Below are 13,702 nucleotides of genomic sequence, written 5' to 3' on the forward strand. Positions count from 1 at the left end.
ACGTGTCCTTGTGGCAGATCAGTAGCGCCAGGCCAGGCTGAAGCCGAACGTGGTGTAGTCGGTGGGGAAATGGGCGGGCTTGTGCAGTGCCGAGCCCACGAAGCCATCCCAGGAAAGCTGCTGCCAGCCGCCGCGCAGGCCCAGCGCCATGCCGGCCAGGTCGCGGCCGGACTGCCACTGCGTGGATGGGCCGCCGATACGGCCGTAGTCGGCGGCCACGTAGAACTCCTGGCCGCCGCCGATGCCCAGCGAAAGATCGTTGCGCAGCGACCAGCCACGCTCGCCGCTGAGCGAGCTTTCACCATCGAAACCGCGCACGGTATAGCGGCCACCGATGGCGAAGCGGTCCTGTGGCGAGAGCGGCGTTCGGTTCCACTGCGCCCGCCATGCGGCGGTGTAGCGCAGGCGCTGCTTGCCCAGCTGGAACGGCACGCTGAACTGCGCATCAGCGGTGATCACCTTCATCCGCGAGGTGCCTTCCAGCGGCAGCGTCGGGTCCCACTGCTGCGCCTTCTCTTCCGGCGAGCGCAGGGCGTGGAAGGCGCCCGTGCCACGCCGGTAGGCCACGCTGGCATCGAGCGTGGCAGTGCCGATGAACTGCTTGTGGGTCAGGCCCAGTTCCCAGCCAGCGGTGCGGCGGCGCTGCACTTCAATCTCGGTATCGTCGATGTAGTTCTTCGACTCGCGCTGCCAGCCGCGTGCATAGGCACTGAACTTGATCTTGGCATTGCGCAGCAGCAGCCGGTCCACCCGCGCTTCGGCGTTGCGGCTGCGGCCGCTGTAGTCATAGCGTTCAAAGGCGCCGACCACGCTCTGGCTGTAGTCGTAGGCGCTGGCGGTGGCACCGAACAGCCAGTAGCCGTACGGCACGTCGTAGTGCGCGGTCCAGCTGTCGGTGTCCCTGCCGCGGCCGTTGAACACGCCACGCCCGGCACTGATGTAGAACAGCTCGTTCAGCCCCAGCGGATTATCCAGCGACAGCGTCGCGTTGGCCTGCAGCTTGCCGGTGCCGCGGCTGCCGGCATCGTCCAGGGTGACGCTGGCGCGTACCGGTGAACGCTGCGTCCAGTCGATCTGCAGGTCGCTCTGGCCCGGCGCCGCGCCCTCGCCGTCGGCCGGCGCGATCTTGATGTCGGCGCTGACGGTGGGCACGCGCTGCAGGTTCTCCAGCCCCTGCTCGATGTCACGCAGGTTGAGCAGGCCGCCGCTGCGGATCGGCAATGCATTGGCGATGGCCGGATGCCGGCCCTGCGGATCGGAGAACACGGCCTCGCGGAACCGGCCCGGCACCACCGACAAGGTCAGCGTGCCCTGGTTGAGGTCCTGCGGTGCCGACAACACCCGCGTGGTGACATAGCCACGGGCGATGATCGCGTTCTGCACGCGTTTCATCACAACGTTGATGCCTTCGGTCCCCAGGCAACGGCCGGTGGCCGGATCATCCACCGGGTCGGCCGCGGCCAGTGCCCAGCCGAAGCGCTGGCTGTCGTCGCCTTCCAGCACGATGCGGTCAATGCGCACGCAGGGCTGCTCCCGCGCCGGCAGGTGCTCACCGTCCTTCGGCGCATCCCGCTCCAGGCGGACGTCGGGCCGTTGTTCCTGCTGCTCGCGCAGCACGCGTTCGCGTTCCTGTTGCCGCAGCAGTTCCTGCACGGCTGGATCACCGGCCTGCTGGGCGGCAACACTGAAGGTCATGCCAAGCAACACCACCCACCCACCACCACGGCACACCTGTCGTGCCTGCTTCTTCCCTGACCGCACAGTCTTTTCCTGATATTGATGCAGGCCGTCGGGCGCTCTGTCCGGAAAGGACAAGGCATCGACGTGCCGGCTTGATTCGGGTCTGCCGTCGCACACGCGAGAGCACGCCGCCGCGCGAAGCGCAGAAAGGCGCAAAGGGTATCGGCCGCCACAGGAACTTCTATAGGGAAGATTGCAAATTCAGTCGGCTGCGGGGAACCACACCGCAAACGCCCGGGAAGCATGCGCGCTCGGGCCCTGGCGCGAACCCGGTCGTTCAGCACGCCGGCTTTCGCCTGCTGACGCTACAGTCGGCGCATGACCATCCTCCTACAGATCGAAGGCGCCGCCATCGGCGACATCGCCAGCCTCTATGCCGAGATCAACCGCGTGTTCATGGCCGGAGAAGACTGGCAGCTGGCGCCCAGCCTGGATGCGCTGGATGACCTGCTGTACGGCGGAGATGGCGCCCTGGCCGGACGGTCCACCCGCACCATCATCTGGCGCGATGTCGAACACAGCCGCGTAGCATTGGGCGTGGCTGCCACACGCAGCTGGCTGCAGGCCAAACTGGCCCATCCCGGCGCATTCAACACCGCGGCCATCGAGCAGCAGCTTGCGGCATTGGAGTGCGGCGAAGGGCAGACCTACTTCGAGATCGTGATGGAGATCTTCGCGGCCCACCCGGACATCACCCTGGTGCAGGCCTGAAGCAAGCGGCAGCCCACGCCTGCGAATGCGGCAGCCCCTGCCCCCACCAGTTACCATGGGCATCCCTGTACCCGCTCCGCCGCGCCGCCCTCCAGCGCGAACGGACGCCCCGGATTCACGAGCCCCATGTCCAAAGAAAGGTCCGCCGAACACACCCCGCTGATGAAGCAGTTCTTCGCAGCCAAGTCCGACTACCCGGACCTGCTGCTGTTCTTCCGCATGGGCGACTTCTACGAGCTGTTCTACGACGATGCGCGCAAGGCCGCGCGCCTGCTCGACATCACCCTGACCCAGCGCGGCAGCTCCGGCGGCGCGCCGATCCCGATGGCCGGCGTGCCGGTGCACGCCTACGAAGGCTACCTGGCACGGCTGGTGGCGCTGGGCGAATCGGTGGCGATCTGCGAGCAGATCGGCGACCCGGCGCTGGCCAAGGGCCTGGTCGAACGCAAGGTGGTACGTATCGTCACCCCCGGCACCGTCACCGACGAAGCGCTGCTGGACGAGCGCCGCGATACCCTGCTGATGGCGCTGTCGCGCACGAAGCAGGGCTACGGCCTGGCCTGGGCCGACCTGGCCGGTGGCCGCTTCCTGGTCAACGAAGTGGAAACCGACGACGCGCTGGAAGCCGAACTGGCCCGACTGGAACCGGCCGAGCTGCTGGTACCCGACGAGGAGAACTGGCCGGAGTTCCTGCGCCAGCGCACCGGCGTGCGCCGCCGTGCGCCGTGGCTGTTCGACGCCGACAGCGGCCGCCGCCAGCTGCTGAACTTCTTCAAGCTGCATGACCTGAGCGGCTTCGGCATCGATGACAAGCCGCGCGCCACCGCTGCCGCCGGTGCCCTGCTCGGTTATGTCGAGGAAACCCAGAAGCAGCGCCTGCCGCACCTGACCTCGATCGCGATGGAAACCGCTGGCGAGGCGATTGCGATGAACGCCGCCACCCGCCGCCACCTGGAACTCGATACGCGCGTCGACGGCGATACCCGCAACACCCTGCTGGGCGTGCTCGACAGCACCGTGACGCCGATGGGCGGGCGCCTGCTGCGCCGCTGGCTGCACCGCCCGCTGCGCCTGCGCGAGGTGCTGATACAACGCCACCATGCGGTGGAAACCCTGATCGACCGTGGCAGCGACGCCGACATCCGCGAGCAGTTCCGCCGCCTCGGCGACCTGGAACGCATTCTCACCCGTGTCGCGCTGCGTTCGGCGCGACCACGCGATTTCTCCACTCTGCGCGATGGCCTGAACCTGCTGCCGGCGGTGCGCGAGGTGCTGGCGCCGCTGGATTCACCGCGCCTGCAGGCGCTGCATGCCGCGCTGGGTGAACATGACGAATGCGCACAACTGCTGGCCAGCGCCATTGCCGAGATGCCGCCGCTGAAGCTGAGCGATGGCGGCGTGCTGGCCGACGGCTTCGATGAAGAGCTGGACGAGCTGCGCCGCCTGTCCACCCATGCCGACCAGTTCCTGGTCGACCTGGAACTGCGCGAGCGCGAGAGCAGCGGCATTCCCACCCTGAAGGTGGGCTACAACCGCGTGCACGGCTACTACATCGAAATCAGCAAGGGCCAGTCCGACCGCGCGCCGGTGCACTACACCCGCCGCCAGACGCTGACCAATGCCGAGCGCTATATCACCGAAGAACTGAAGGCGTTCGAGGACAAGGTGCTGTCCGCGCGCGACCGTTCGCTGTCGCGCGAGAAGTACCTGTACGAGCAGCTGCTGGATACCCTTGGCGCGCAGCTGGAACCGCTGAAGCAGTGCGCCGCCGCACTGAGCGAACTGGATGTGCTGGCAGCCTTCGCCGAACGCGCGCAGGCGCTGGACTGGGCGCGCCCGGAACTGCAGGCCGAGCCGTGCCTGAAGATCGAGCGCGGTCGCCATCCGGTGGTCGAGGCGGTGCGCGAGCAGCCGTTCGAACCGAACGACCTGGACCTGCATCCGGACCGGCGCATGCTGGTCATCACCGGCCCGAACATGGGCGGTAAATCGACCTACATGCGGCAGAACGCGCTGATCGTGCTGCTGGCCCACATCGGCAGCTTCGTGCCGGCCAGCCGTGCGCTGATCGGCCCGATCGACCGCATCCTGACCCGCATCGGCGCCGGTGACGACCTCGCCCGCGGGCAGTCGACCTTCATGGTCGAGATGGCCGAGACCAGCTACATCCTGCATCACGCCACTGCCCATTCGCTGGTGCTGATGGACGAGATCGGCCGCGGCACATCCACCTACGATGGCTTGGCCCTGGCCGACGCAGTGGCCCGCCACCTGGCCTACCAGAACCGCTGCTACACGCTGTTCGCGACCCACTACTTCGAGCTGACCGCGCTGGCCGACGAGCAGCACGAGGGCGGCCGCAGCGGCATCGCCAACGTGCACCTGGATGCCGTCGAGCACGGTGAAGCGCTGGTGTTCATGCACGCGGTGAAGGACGGCCCCGCCAACCGCAGCTTCGGCCTGCAGGTGGCCGCACTGGCCGGCCTGCCGCGCGCCACCGTGGCACAGGCACGTCGTCGCCTGGCCGAGCTGGAGCAGCGCGGCGGTGAGAGCCATGCCGCCGAGCTGGCGCCGCAGGCACTGGATGCGCCGCAGCAGTTCGGCCTGTTCAGTGCGCCGGCCAGCAAGGCGCAGGAAGCACTGGCAGCAATCGACCCGGACGAACTGACGCCGAAGCAGGCGCTGGAAGCCCTGTACCGGTTGAAGGCGCTGCTGTAACCGCAGCGCACGCCCAAGGCCTCCCGCCTGCCTTGCGGGAGGCCTATCGAAAGGCTCTGCAGATCCGATTCTGCGTTTCAATTGACAGAATCTATCAACCTGAACGAATCATTCGATTATTCATTTCATCCGGCCATAGCTAAAGTCGAGTGAAGATGTTTACCCACGTCTTCACCGCCACCAGGAGCCAGCCGATGAGCCAGTCCGACAACAACAACGCCAAGTGCCCGTATCACAGCGCACCGTCGCCCGAGGAAGGCGCCCAGCAGCAGCGCGAGCTGAGCACCACGCCAAAGCAGAAGCACGGCGATGACCCGGTCACGCCGATGACCACGGCCTTCGGCGCACCGGTGGTGGACAACCAGAACAGCAAGACCGCCGGCCCGCGTGGCCCGCTGCTGATGGAAGACGTCTGGCTGCTGGAAAAGCTGGCCAACCTCAACCGCGAGATCATTCCCGAGCGCCGCATGCACGCCAAGGGCTCGGGCGCGTTCGGCACCTTCACCGTCACCCACGACATCAGCAAGTACACCCGCGCCAAGCTGTTCGAGAAGGTCGGCAAGCAGACCGAGATGTTCGCCCGCTTCACCACGGTGGCCGGCGAGCGTGGCGCCGCCGACGCCGAGCGTGACATCCGCGGCTTCGCGCTGAAGTTCTACACCGAAGAAGGCAACTGGGACCTGGTCGGCAACAACACCCCGGTGTTCTTCCTGCGCGATCCGCGCAAGTTCGCCGACCTCAACAAGGCGGTCAAGCGCGACCCGCACACCAACCTGCGCAGCGCGCGCAACAACTGGGACTTCTGGACGCTGCTGCCCGAAGCCCTGCTGCAGGTGACCGTGGTGATGAGCGACCGCGGCATTCCGCGCAGCTTCCGCCACATGCACGGTTTCGGCTCGCACACCTACAGCTTCACCAACGCCGACAGCGAACGCTTCTGGGTGAAGTTCCACTTCGTCAGCCAGCAGGGCATCGAATCGCTGACCGACGCACAGGCGCAGATCCTGGTCGGTCATGACCGCGAAAGCCACGGCCGCGACCTGTTCGCCGCGATCGAGAAGGGCGACTTCCCGAAGTGGAAGCTGTTCATCCAGGTCATGCCGGAGCTGGACGCGGAAACCTACCGCGTGCATCCGTTCGACCTGACCAAGGTGTGGCCGAAGAGCGACTACCCGCTGATCGAAGTGGGCCAGTTCGAACTGAACCGCAACCCGGTCAACTGGTACCAGGACGTGGAGCAGTCAGCGTTCGCACCGAGCAACCTGGTGCCGGGCATCGGCCCATCGCCAGACAAGATGCTGCAGGCGCGCCTGTTCGCCTATTCCGATGCGCAGCGCTATCGCCTGGGTGTGAACCACCACCAGATTCCGGTGAACGCAGCGCGCTGCCCGGTGCACAGCAACCACCGCGATGGTGCGATGCGCGTGGACGGCAACTACGGCGGCCTGCCGCACTACGAACCGAACAGCTACGGCCAGTGGCAGGAACAGCCGCAGTACCGCGAACCGCCGATGAAGATCCGCGGCGACGCCGACTTCTGGAACTTCCGTGAGGACGACGCCGACTACTTCAGCCAGCCCGGTGCGCTGTTCCGCAGCTACAACCAGGCCCAGAAGGACCGCCTGTTCGCCAACACCGCCCGTGCCCTGGGCGATGCGCCGGACTTCATCAAGCAGCGCCACATCGACAACTGCAGCAAGGCCGACCCGGCCTACGGTGCCGGTGTTGCCGCGGCGCTGAAGGCGCTGGCCAGCCAGCCGTCGGATCCGTTCAAGCCGGCCCAGCCGGAAGCGGACTTCCCCACCGCCACCCCGGGCGCCGAAGACATCGAGCTCTGACCGCCCTCCCCCGTGAACGGCACGCCGCCTCCCCGTGAGGCGGCGTCGCCGTTTTAACGGTCCGCGGCGTACCTTCTGCACGCCCAACCCCAATCAAGGATTCCGCAGATGAGCCTGACCGACGAACTTCTCGCCAAATTGCAGGGCGCCCCGCTGCAGCAGGTGTCGCAGCAGCTCGGCATCAGCGATACCCAGGCTTCCGGCGCGATCAGTGCCGCGCTGCCGGTGCTGATGGGCGCGCTGGGCAACAACGCCTCGCAGCCGCAGGGCGCGCAGGCACTGCTCGGCGCCTTGCAGAACAACCACAGTGGACTGGACCTGGGCAGCGTGCTCGGCTCGGTGCTGGGTGGCGGCGGCGGTGCCGCCAGCGACGGCGCCGGCATCCTCGGCCACATCTTCGGCGGCAGCCAGCAGAAGGTGGAAACCGGCCTGGCCCAGGCCACCCAGCTCGACAGCGGCCGTACCAGCCAGCTGCTGCAGATCCTCGCGCCGATCGTGATGGCCTTCCTGGCCCAGCGTCTCGGCGGCGGCCAGGCCGATGCCGGCTCGCTCAGCCAGGCCCTCGGCCAGGAAAAGCAGCAGGTGCAGCAGCAGGGCGGCATCGCCGGCGGCCTGCTCGGCAGCGTGCTGGACCAGGACGGCGACGGCCAGTTCGGCATGAGCGACCTGCTCAAGCTCGGTGGCAACCTGCTCGGCGGCAAGCGCTGAGGTTTGCAGGCGCCGGACCCGGTCCGGCGCCCTGTTGCCTACAGCGCGTCGATATCGCCCAGCGCGCGGATCAACCGCCGTGCGCGCTTGTCCGGCTTGTGCTCCGGCGGCTGGAACCCATCGCGTGCGGCGATGCGCAGCGCACGCTGCTCGGCACGACGGGCCTTGGAGGCCTCGCTCTCGGCATACAGCTGCTGCGCCGCCGGCGCCGGCCCGCGCTGATCGCTCAGCCCCAGCACCTGGATCTCGAAATGCTCCTCGCCACGGTCGACCTGCAGCTGCTCGCCGACGCGCACCGCGCGTGAGGATTTCGGGCGCTGCCCCGCAACGCTGACCTTGCCGGTTTCGATGGCCTGCTTGGCCAGGCTGCGGGTCTTGAAGAAACGGGCCGCCCACAGCCAGATGTCCAGGCGGACACTGGGCGACAACGGGGAAAGCTCGGGCATTGTTCGCTACTACTCCGGTGGCTTGTTGAGAGGACGCGGGTTGTCCGGATCGGCCCGGCAGCCGGTGCCGCCGATCAGCGGCCGCACGCCGGAGGCCAGGTCCTGGCGCTGGCTGCCGACCAGGCACTCGGGCCGGTCGGTCGGCCGGATCTGGGTATCGCCCAGCCGGTCGTCCATCGAACATGCGGCCAGTACAGCGCTGATCAAGGCCAGCGCCACGCTCCGCTTCACCTGCAGTCGTTGATGCATTGCCACATCCCGCAAACCGGCTTGGTGCTAGTGTGCGCCTCCCGGGATTCGATCACCACTCCATGGCCAAAGCGCCGCTTGACCTGACCTCCGGCCCGATCGGCCGCAATCTCCTGCTGTTTTCCCTGCCGATCCTGGCGGGCAACATCGCGCAATCGCTGAACGGTTCGGTGAATGCGGTCTGGGTCGGGCGCTTCCTCGGCGAGGCGGCACTGACCGCCACTGCGAACGCCAACAACATCATGTTCTTCCTGATCGGCTCGGTGTTCGGCTTCGGCATGGCCTCGACCATCCTGATCGGCCAGGCGATCGGCGCGCGCGACATCGCGCAGGCGCGGCGCGTGGTCGGCACCAGTGCCACCTTCTTCATCGGCCTGTCGGTGATCATCGCCATCGCCGGCTGGTTCATGGCCCATCCGCTGCTGGCGGCGATGGGCACGCCGGCCGCCTCGCTGCCATTGGCCGAGGCCTACCTGCAGATCATCTTCCTGGCGATGCCGACGCTGTACGCGTTCGCCTTCCTCACCGCCGCACTGCGCGGTGCCGGTGACTCGCGCACGCCGTTCCGTTTCCTGATGGTGTCGGTGGCGCTGGACATCGTGCTGAACCCGGTCCTGATCTTCGGCATGGGGCCATTCCCCGCGCTGGGTATCGCCGGCTCGGCCTGGGCCACGCTGGTCGCGCAGACGCTGTCGCTGGCCGGCCTGCTGCTGTACATGCGGCACAAGCGCCACACCCTGTGGCTGGGCCGCGCCGACATGCGCCTGTTCAAGCTCGACATGACCATCCTCAAGGCGCTGGTGGTCAAGGGCGTGCCGATGGGCCTGCAGATGGTGCTGATCTCGCTGTCGGTGATCCTGCTGATGACCATGGTCAACCAGTACGGCACCGACACCGGCGCCGGTTACGGTGCTGCCCTGCAGCTGTGGAACTACCTGCAGATGCCGGCGATGGCGATCGGCGCGGCGTGCTCGTCGATGGCCGCACAGAACGTCGGTGCGCAGCGCTGGGACCGCGTACGCGGCACCGCGCGCCAGGGCGTGCTGTTCAACTTCCTGCTGACCGGCGCGCTGATCCTGCCGCTGGTGGTGTTCGATCGCCAGCTGCTGGCGCTGTTCCTGCCACCGGCCAGCCAGGCGCTGGACATCGCCCGCCACCTCAACCACGTGGTGATCGGCTCGTTCCTGTTCTTCGGCGTCAGCTTCGTGATCTCCGGCGTGGTGCGCTCCACCGGCGCGGTGATTCCGCCGCTGCTGATCCTGGCCGGCTCGCTGTGGGGCGTGCGCGTGCCGTTCGCCGAACTGCTGCAGCCGTACTGGGGTGCCGATGCGATCTGGTGGAGCTTCCCGGTCAGCTCGCTGGTGTCGATGCTGCTGTCACTGGCGTATTACCGCTGGGGTGGCTGGCGCAAGGCGAAGATGATGGGCAAGCCCTCGCACGCCGAAGAACTGGCCACGCCGTCGGAGATTCCGGCCTGCCCGCCCTCGCCGGTGGCCGACCCGGATGCCGCGCTGGAGTCAGCCCCGCCACGGTAGTGCCGGCCGCTGGCCGGCAACCTCATGGACCGGTGGTAGTGCCGGCCGCTGGCCGGCAACCTCATGGGCCTGTGGTAGTGCCGGCCGCTGGCCGGCAACTTCACACCTCTCCGGAAGCATCGCAAAACAGCCGGCCAGCGGCCGGCTCTACCGCTTCTTCTTCGCAGCGTTGAACGTCGCCGCCGCGCGCAGCAACGCCTTCAAGGCCGCGGCATTGGGCATCGCGCCTTCATGGATGTCGATCGCACGCCGCGTGTTGCCCTCGAGGCTGGCGTTGAACAGGCCCTTCGGGTCCGCCAGCGCCGCACCGTTGGCGAAGGTCAGCTTCACCGCCTGCTTGTAGGTCTCGCCGGTGCACAGGATGCCGTTGTGCTCCCACACCGGTGTACCGCGCCACTTCCAGGTTTCCTGCACGTCCGGCAGCGCTTCATGGATCAAGGCGCGCACGTGTGCCAGCGCTTCGCCACGCCAGTCGCCCAGCTCGGCGATGCGTGCATCGATCAGTTCAGCGGCCGGGGTTCCGGCATCGGCAGGGTTCGGTGCATGCGTGGCCATCAGCGGCTCTCGTCGGCAAGGGAATCGGAACGTCGGGGTTACATGCGCTCGCCGGGCAACGCGGCGGCCTGGCGCACCCAGTCGAGGAACTGTACTTCATCCAGCACCCCATCCTGTGCAATGTGCAGGTAGCGCGTATCGGCACTCCTGGACGGCTCGGGCGGCACCGGCGTCAATGCAGCGCCGCGGAAGAACGCCACCTTGATGTAGCGGGTGAAGCAATGGAAGCTGAGAAACCAGCCTGCGCCCGGCGCCACCGCATACATCGGCGAATTCCACTTCACGGCCTTGTGCACGCCAGGCACTGCCTGCGCGATCAGCGCATCCAGCTGTTCGCCGATCGGCCGCTTCCAGTCCGTCATTGCCGCGATATAGGCCTGCACCGGGGCATCGCCCTCGCCCTTGGCAATCTGCGGATTGCCGCCGGACAACAGCGTGGGCGCGGCGGAAGGTGCGGTTCGCTTGGCAGGCATCGCACGGCACGTCCATCGGGATGAAGCCGCAGCCTAGCGCGGCGCGTGCCTGCCGGTCACGGCGCGGTGCGCCATCGGCTCAGTCCGCCTGTCGCGCCCGGAACTGCCGCCAGTCCGGCAACTTGCGGTGGCGGCGCAGCGAGCGCATCAGCGCCGCCATCACCACGCCGAACAGGGCACCGGCCAACAGTCCGGCCGCCAGCAGCAAGGCCAACGGGCGCTCGCTGCCCTGCCACAGCATCAGCCACATCAGCGCGGTCCAGAACAGCCCGAACAGCAGACCCTGCACCAGCGCATTGGTGCCGAAGCCGGCCAGGATCGGCGGTGGCAGCGCGATGCCCATGCGCCACAGCACACGATGCAGCAGCGGCGCCGACTGCACGCGCGCCAGCCCCTTGTCGTCCAGGAAGCGCAGCGCCGACTGGATGACAGCGGGATAGTGCCGGTTGATGTCGTTCATCACCCGATCGTGGCCGATGCGGTGCCGGAAACGCAAACGGCCACCCGAAGGTGGCCGTCGCGGCAACAACCGAAGTTGTTTATCAGGCCTTTTCGGCCAGACGGGCAGCCTTGGCGGCAGCAGCGGCAGCCAGGTCTTCCTTGATGCGGGCAGCCTTGCCTTCCAGGCCACGCAGGTAGTACAGCTTGCCGGCGCGGACCTTACCACGACGCTTCACTTCGACCGAGTCGATGATGGCGCTGTGGGTCTGGAAAACGCGCTCGACGCCGTAGCCGTGCGAGATCTTGCGGACGGTGAACGAGGAGTTCAGGCCGGCGTTCTTGGTGGCGATGACGACGCCTTCGTAGGCCTGCACGCGCTCGCGGCTGCCTTCCTTCACCTTCACGTTGACGACAACGGTGTCGCCCTGGCTGAACTTCGGCAGTTCACGGGTGATCTGGGCGGATTCGAATTCCGCGACGATGGACTTGTTCAGCTTGCTCATGGGTTACACCGATTCTTGTTCGGGTGGGCGTGTCGTATCGACAACGTAGGCTCATGCAGTCACCGGACTGTGCTGCACGTTTGTTTTGGGTACTGCGCGCGCCGGCCGGGGCCGACGGGAATTGGCCATGATAGCCGATAACGCCAGCCCTGCGCTAGGGGCTGGCCTTCTGGTTGCGGGCCTGGCGGCCCTGCTCCAGCAGTTTGCGGTCGGCCTTGCCCAGTGCCTGTTCATCCAGCAGGTCCGGGCGCCGCTCGGCGGTCCGGAGCAGCGACTGCTGGCGGCGCCAGGCCGCGATGGCCGCGTGGTTGCCCGAGCGCAGCACGTCCGGCACGTCACCCAGCGGGTGCTGGGCCGGCTGGCTGTAGTGCGGGCAGTCGAGCAGGCCGAGGTCGCCCTCGAAGCTGTCCTGCGCCGCCGATTCCGCGTCGTTCAGGGCACCGTCCTGCAGGCGGGCCACGGCGTCGATGATCACCGCCGCGCCCAGCTCGCCACCGGACAGTACGTAGTCGCCGAGGGAGATTTCCTCGTCGACATTGGCCTCCAGGAAACGCTCGTCGATGCCCTCGTAGCGGCCACAGAGCAGGACCATGCGCGGCAGCGCCGCCAGTTCCCGCACCTTGGCCTGGGTCAACGGCGCACCCTGCGGGCTGAGATGGATCACCCGCGCCGGGGTCGGATCGGCATCACGGATCGCCTGCAGGCAGGCCTGCAGTGGCTCGATCAGCATCACCATGCCGGGGCCACCACCGAACGGACGGTCGTCCACCCGGCGGTAGTTGCCTTCGGCGTAATCACGGGGGGTCCAGCCATGCAGGCTGAACAACCCCTTCTCCTGCGCGCGCCCGACCACGCCCAATCCAGCGGACTGGGCGAGGAACTCGGGGAACAGGGTGATGACGTCGAAACGCATGCTCACACTCAGAACTCGGGATCCCAGTCGACCACGACCAGGTTGGCCTCGAAGTCGACCGACTTGACGAAGTCCGGCTGCACGAACGGAATCATCCGCTCGCGGTCACCCCGGACCACCACCACGTCGTTGGCGCCGGTGCTGAACAGGTGCGAGACCTGGCCCAGGGCAACGCCCTCGGTGGTCTTCACATCCAGGCCTTCCAGGTCCACCCAGTAATACTCATCGGGCTTCGGCGGCGGCAACGCACTGCGGGCCACGTAGATCTCGGTGCCGTGCATCGCTTCAACGGTATCGCGGTCCTCGACGCCGGGGAAACGGGCGACCAGGTGCTTGCCGCTGTCGCGGCCGCGTACACCTTCAATCGTGGTTTCCACGCCGGACGGGCTGCGCACGATCCACGGCTGGTAACGGAAAATGGCGGAACGTGGCTCGGTCCAGGACTCGAGCTTGATCTCGCCGCGCACACCAAAAGCGCCGACAACCCTGCCCAGCAGGATGCGGCGCTCGATATCTTTCATCTGCTTCAACCAAGAGGGCCACGCCGAAGCGTGGCCCGTCAGGATCAGGCCGCAGCGGCCTGGGACTTGGTCGCTTCCTTGATCAGGTTGCGGACCTTGTCGGTCGGCTGGGCGCCGTTCTTGACCCAATGCTCAACGCGGGCCAGGTCCAGCTCGATGCGCTTCTCGGCGCCCTGGGCGACCGGGTTGTAGAAGCCAACGCGCTCGATGTTGCGGCCGTCGCGCGCGCTGCGCACGTCGGTCACGATGATGTGGTAGAACGGACGCTTCTTGGCGCCGCCGCGGGTCAGTCGAATCTTGACCATGGTGTTTTTCCTATTGCCCAGTCGCCAGGATGGCGAGGTAAGCGGG

Annotated in this window: 15 protein-coding genes; 5 read left to right on the plus strand and 10 right to left on the minus strand. The window is 67.2% G+C overall.

Annotated elements, in window-relative coordinates; genetic code table 11:
• Positions 1–18: 18 nt before the first annotated feature.
• The gene (locus ACXI0D_RS06000; RefSeq protein ID WP_479642413.1) at positions 19–1,695 is read right to left on the minus strand and encodes a ShlB/FhaC/HecB family hemolysin secretion/activation protein; all 1,677 of its coding nucleotides are present in this window, start codon (positions 1,693–1,695) and stop codon (positions 19–21) included.
• Positions 1,696–2,058: 363 nt separating this feature from the next.
• Between ACXI0D_RS06000 and ACXI0D_RS06005 the strand changes: the two genes are divergently transcribed.
• The 4 genes from ACXI0D_RS06005 (at position 2,059) to ACXI0D_RS06020 (ending at position 7,715) form a co-directional block, all read left to right on the plus strand.
• The gene (locus tag ACXI0D_RS06005; protein ID WP_119007110.1) at positions 2,059–2,451 is read left to right on the plus strand and encodes a barstar family protein; all 393 of its coding nucleotides are present in this window, start codon (positions 2,059–2,061) and stop codon (positions 2,449–2,451) included.
• Positions 2,452–2,577: 126 nt separating this feature from the next.
• The gene (gene mutS, locus ACXI0D_RS06010; RefSeq protein ID WP_479642414.1) at positions 2,578–5,169 is read left to right on the plus strand and encodes a DNA mismatch repair protein MutS; all 2,592 of its coding nucleotides are present in this window, start codon (positions 2,578–2,580) and stop codon (positions 5,167–5,169) included.
• Between the two features lie 194 nt (positions 5,170–5,363).
• A complete protein-coding gene (locus ACXI0D_RS06015; protein ID WP_101765144.1) occupies positions 5,364–7,007 on the plus strand; it encodes a catalase in 1,644 nt (547 codons plus the stop codon).
• Between the two features lie 108 nt (positions 7,008–7,115).
• Complete coding sequence (locus ACXI0D_RS06020) at positions 7,116–7,715, plus strand: DUF937 domain-containing protein (protein WP_014036413.1); 600 nt, start codon at positions 7,116–7,118, stop codon at positions 7,713–7,715.
• 38 nt (positions 7,716–7,753) lie between these two features.
• On the opposite strand, the gene ACXI0D_RS06025 is transcribed toward ACXI0D_RS06020, so the two are convergent.
• Together ACXI0D_RS06025 and ACXI0D_RS06030 are read right to left on the minus strand one after the other, a co-directional pair.
• Positions 7,754–8,161: an RNA-binding S4 domain-containing protein gene (locus tag ACXI0D_RS06025; protein WP_110711637.1), complete on the minus strand. Its 408-nt coding sequence runs from the start codon at positions 8,159–8,161 to the stop codon at positions 7,754–7,756.
• 9 nt (positions 8,162–8,170) lie between these two features.
• Positions 8,171–8,410, minus strand: coding sequence for a hypothetical protein (locus ACXI0D_RS06030; RefSeq protein WP_049446409.1), 240 nt, complete (start codon positions 8,408–8,410; stop codon positions 8,171–8,173).
• 62 nt (positions 8,411–8,472) lie between these two features.
• Between ACXI0D_RS06030 and ACXI0D_RS06035 the strand changes: the two genes are divergently transcribed.
• Positions 8,473–9,945, plus strand: a complete 1,473-nt coding sequence (locus ACXI0D_RS06035; RefSeq protein ID WP_119007126.1) for an MATE family efflux transporter — start codon at positions 8,473–8,475, stop codon at positions 9,943–9,945.
• A 147-nt stretch (positions 9,946–10,092) separates the two neighbouring features.
• On the opposite strand, the gene ACXI0D_RS06040 is transcribed toward ACXI0D_RS06035, so the two are convergent.
• The 7 genes from ACXI0D_RS06040 to rpsP all read right to left on the minus strand — a co-directional run bounded on the left by ACXI0D_RS06040 (position 10,093) and on the right by rpsP (position 13,656).
• Positions 10,093–10,500: a DUF1801 domain-containing protein gene (locus ACXI0D_RS06040; protein ID WP_119007127.1), complete on the minus strand. Its 408-nt coding sequence runs from the start codon at positions 10,498–10,500 to the stop codon at positions 10,093–10,095.
• A 38-nt stretch (positions 10,501–10,538) separates the two neighbouring features.
• Complete coding sequence (locus ACXI0D_RS06045) at positions 10,539–10,973, minus strand: DUF1801 domain-containing protein (protein WP_119007128.1); 435 nt, start codon at positions 10,971–10,973, stop codon at positions 10,539–10,541.
• 79 nt (positions 10,974–11,052) lie between these two features.
• The gene (locus tag ACXI0D_RS06050; RefSeq protein ID WP_014036408.1) at positions 11,053–11,433 is read right to left on the minus strand and encodes a DUF6404 family protein; all 381 of its coding nucleotides are present in this window, start codon (positions 11,431–11,433) and stop codon (positions 11,053–11,055) included.
• An 82-nt stretch (positions 11,434–11,515) separates the two neighbouring features.
• Positions 11,516–11,917 (minus strand): 50S ribosomal protein L19, encoded by a 402-nt coding sequence (gene rplS, locus ACXI0D_RS06055; RefSeq protein ID WP_005408597.1) that lies wholly within the window; start codon positions 11,915–11,917, stop codon positions 11,516–11,518.
• 154 nt (positions 11,918–12,071) lie between these two features.
• Complete coding sequence (gene trmD, locus ACXI0D_RS06060; protein WP_119007130.1) at positions 12,072–12,830, minus strand: tRNA (guanosine(37)-N1)-methyltransferase TrmD; 759 nt, start codon at positions 12,828–12,830, stop codon at positions 12,072–12,074.
• A gap of 8 nt (positions 12,831–12,838) precedes the next feature.
• Entirely contained in the window at positions 12,839–13,351 is a 513-nt protein-coding gene (gene rimM / locus ACXI0D_RS06065; protein WP_010483256.1) for a ribosome maturation factor RimM, read from the minus strand.
• 44 nt (positions 13,352–13,395) lie between these two features.
• On the minus strand, positions 13,396–13,656 hold the full coding sequence (rpsP, locus tag ACXI0D_RS06070; protein WP_119007131.1) for a 30S ribosomal protein S16: 261 nt from the start codon (positions 13,654–13,656) through the stop codon (positions 13,396–13,398).
• Positions 13,657–13,702: the final 46 nt, after the last annotated feature.

The sequence above is a fragment of the Stenotrophomonas sp. C9D9 genome (assembly GCF_056491205.1).

What these genes read in the sequence shown, in the direction of transcription:
- ACXI0D_RS06000 (WP_479642413.1), bottom strand. Translation starts at nt 1,695, where the DNA reads ATGACCTTCAGTGTTGCCGCCCAGCAGGCCGGTGATCCAGCCGTGCAG.
- ACXI0D_RS06005 (WP_119007110.1), top strand. Translation starts at nt 2,059, where the DNA reads ATGACCATCCTCCTACAGATCGAAGGCGCCGCCATCGGCGACATCGCC.
- mutS (WP_479642414.1), top strand. Translation starts at nt 2,578, where the DNA reads ATGTCCAAAGAAAGGTCCGCCGAACACACCCCGCTGATGAAGCAGTTC.
- ACXI0D_RS06015 (WP_101765144.1), top strand. Translation starts at nt 5,364, where the DNA reads ATGAGCCAGTCCGACAACAACAACGCCAAGTGCCCGTATCACAGCGCA.
- ACXI0D_RS06020 (WP_014036413.1), top strand. Translation starts at nt 7,116, where the DNA reads ATGAGCCTGACCGACGAACTTCTCGCCAAATTGCAGGGCGCCCCGCTG.
- ACXI0D_RS06025 (WP_110711637.1), bottom strand. Translation starts at nt 8,161, where the DNA reads ATGCCCGAGCTTTCCCCGTTGTCGCCCAGTGTCCGCCTGGACATCTGG.
- ACXI0D_RS06030 (WP_049446409.1), bottom strand. Translation starts at nt 8,410, where the DNA reads ATGCATCAACGACTGCAGGTGAAGCGGAGCGTGGCGCTGGCCTTGATC.
- ACXI0D_RS06035 (WP_119007126.1), top strand. Translation starts at nt 8,473, where the DNA reads ATGGCCAAAGCGCCGCTTGACCTGACCTCCGGCCCGATCGGCCGCAAT.
- ACXI0D_RS06040 (WP_119007127.1), bottom strand. Translation starts at nt 10,500, where the DNA reads ATGGCCACGCATGCACCGAACCCTGCCGATGCCGGAACCCCGGCCGCT.
- ACXI0D_RS06045 (WP_119007128.1), bottom strand. Translation starts at nt 10,973, where the DNA reads ATGCCTGCCAAGCGAACCGCACCTTCCGCCGCGCCCACGCTGTTGTCC.
- ACXI0D_RS06050 (WP_014036408.1), bottom strand. Translation starts at nt 11,433, where the DNA reads ATGAACGACATCAACCGGCACTATCCCGCTGTCATCCAGTCGGCGCTG.
- rplS (WP_005408597.1), bottom strand. Translation starts at nt 11,917, where the DNA reads ATGAGCAAGCTGAACAAGTCCATCGTCGCGGAATTCGAATCCGCCCAG.
- trmD (WP_119007130.1), bottom strand. Translation starts at nt 12,830, where the DNA reads ATGCGTTTCGACGTCATCACCCTGTTCCCCGAGTTCCTCGCCCAGTCC.
- rimM (WP_010483256.1), bottom strand. Translation starts at nt 13,351, where the DNA reads ATGAAAGATATCGAGCGCCGCATCCTGCTGGGCAGGGTTGTCGGCGCT.
- rpsP (WP_119007131.1), bottom strand. Translation starts at nt 13,656, where the DNA reads ATGGTCAAGATTCGACTGACCCGCGGCGGCGCCAAGAAGCGTCCGTTC.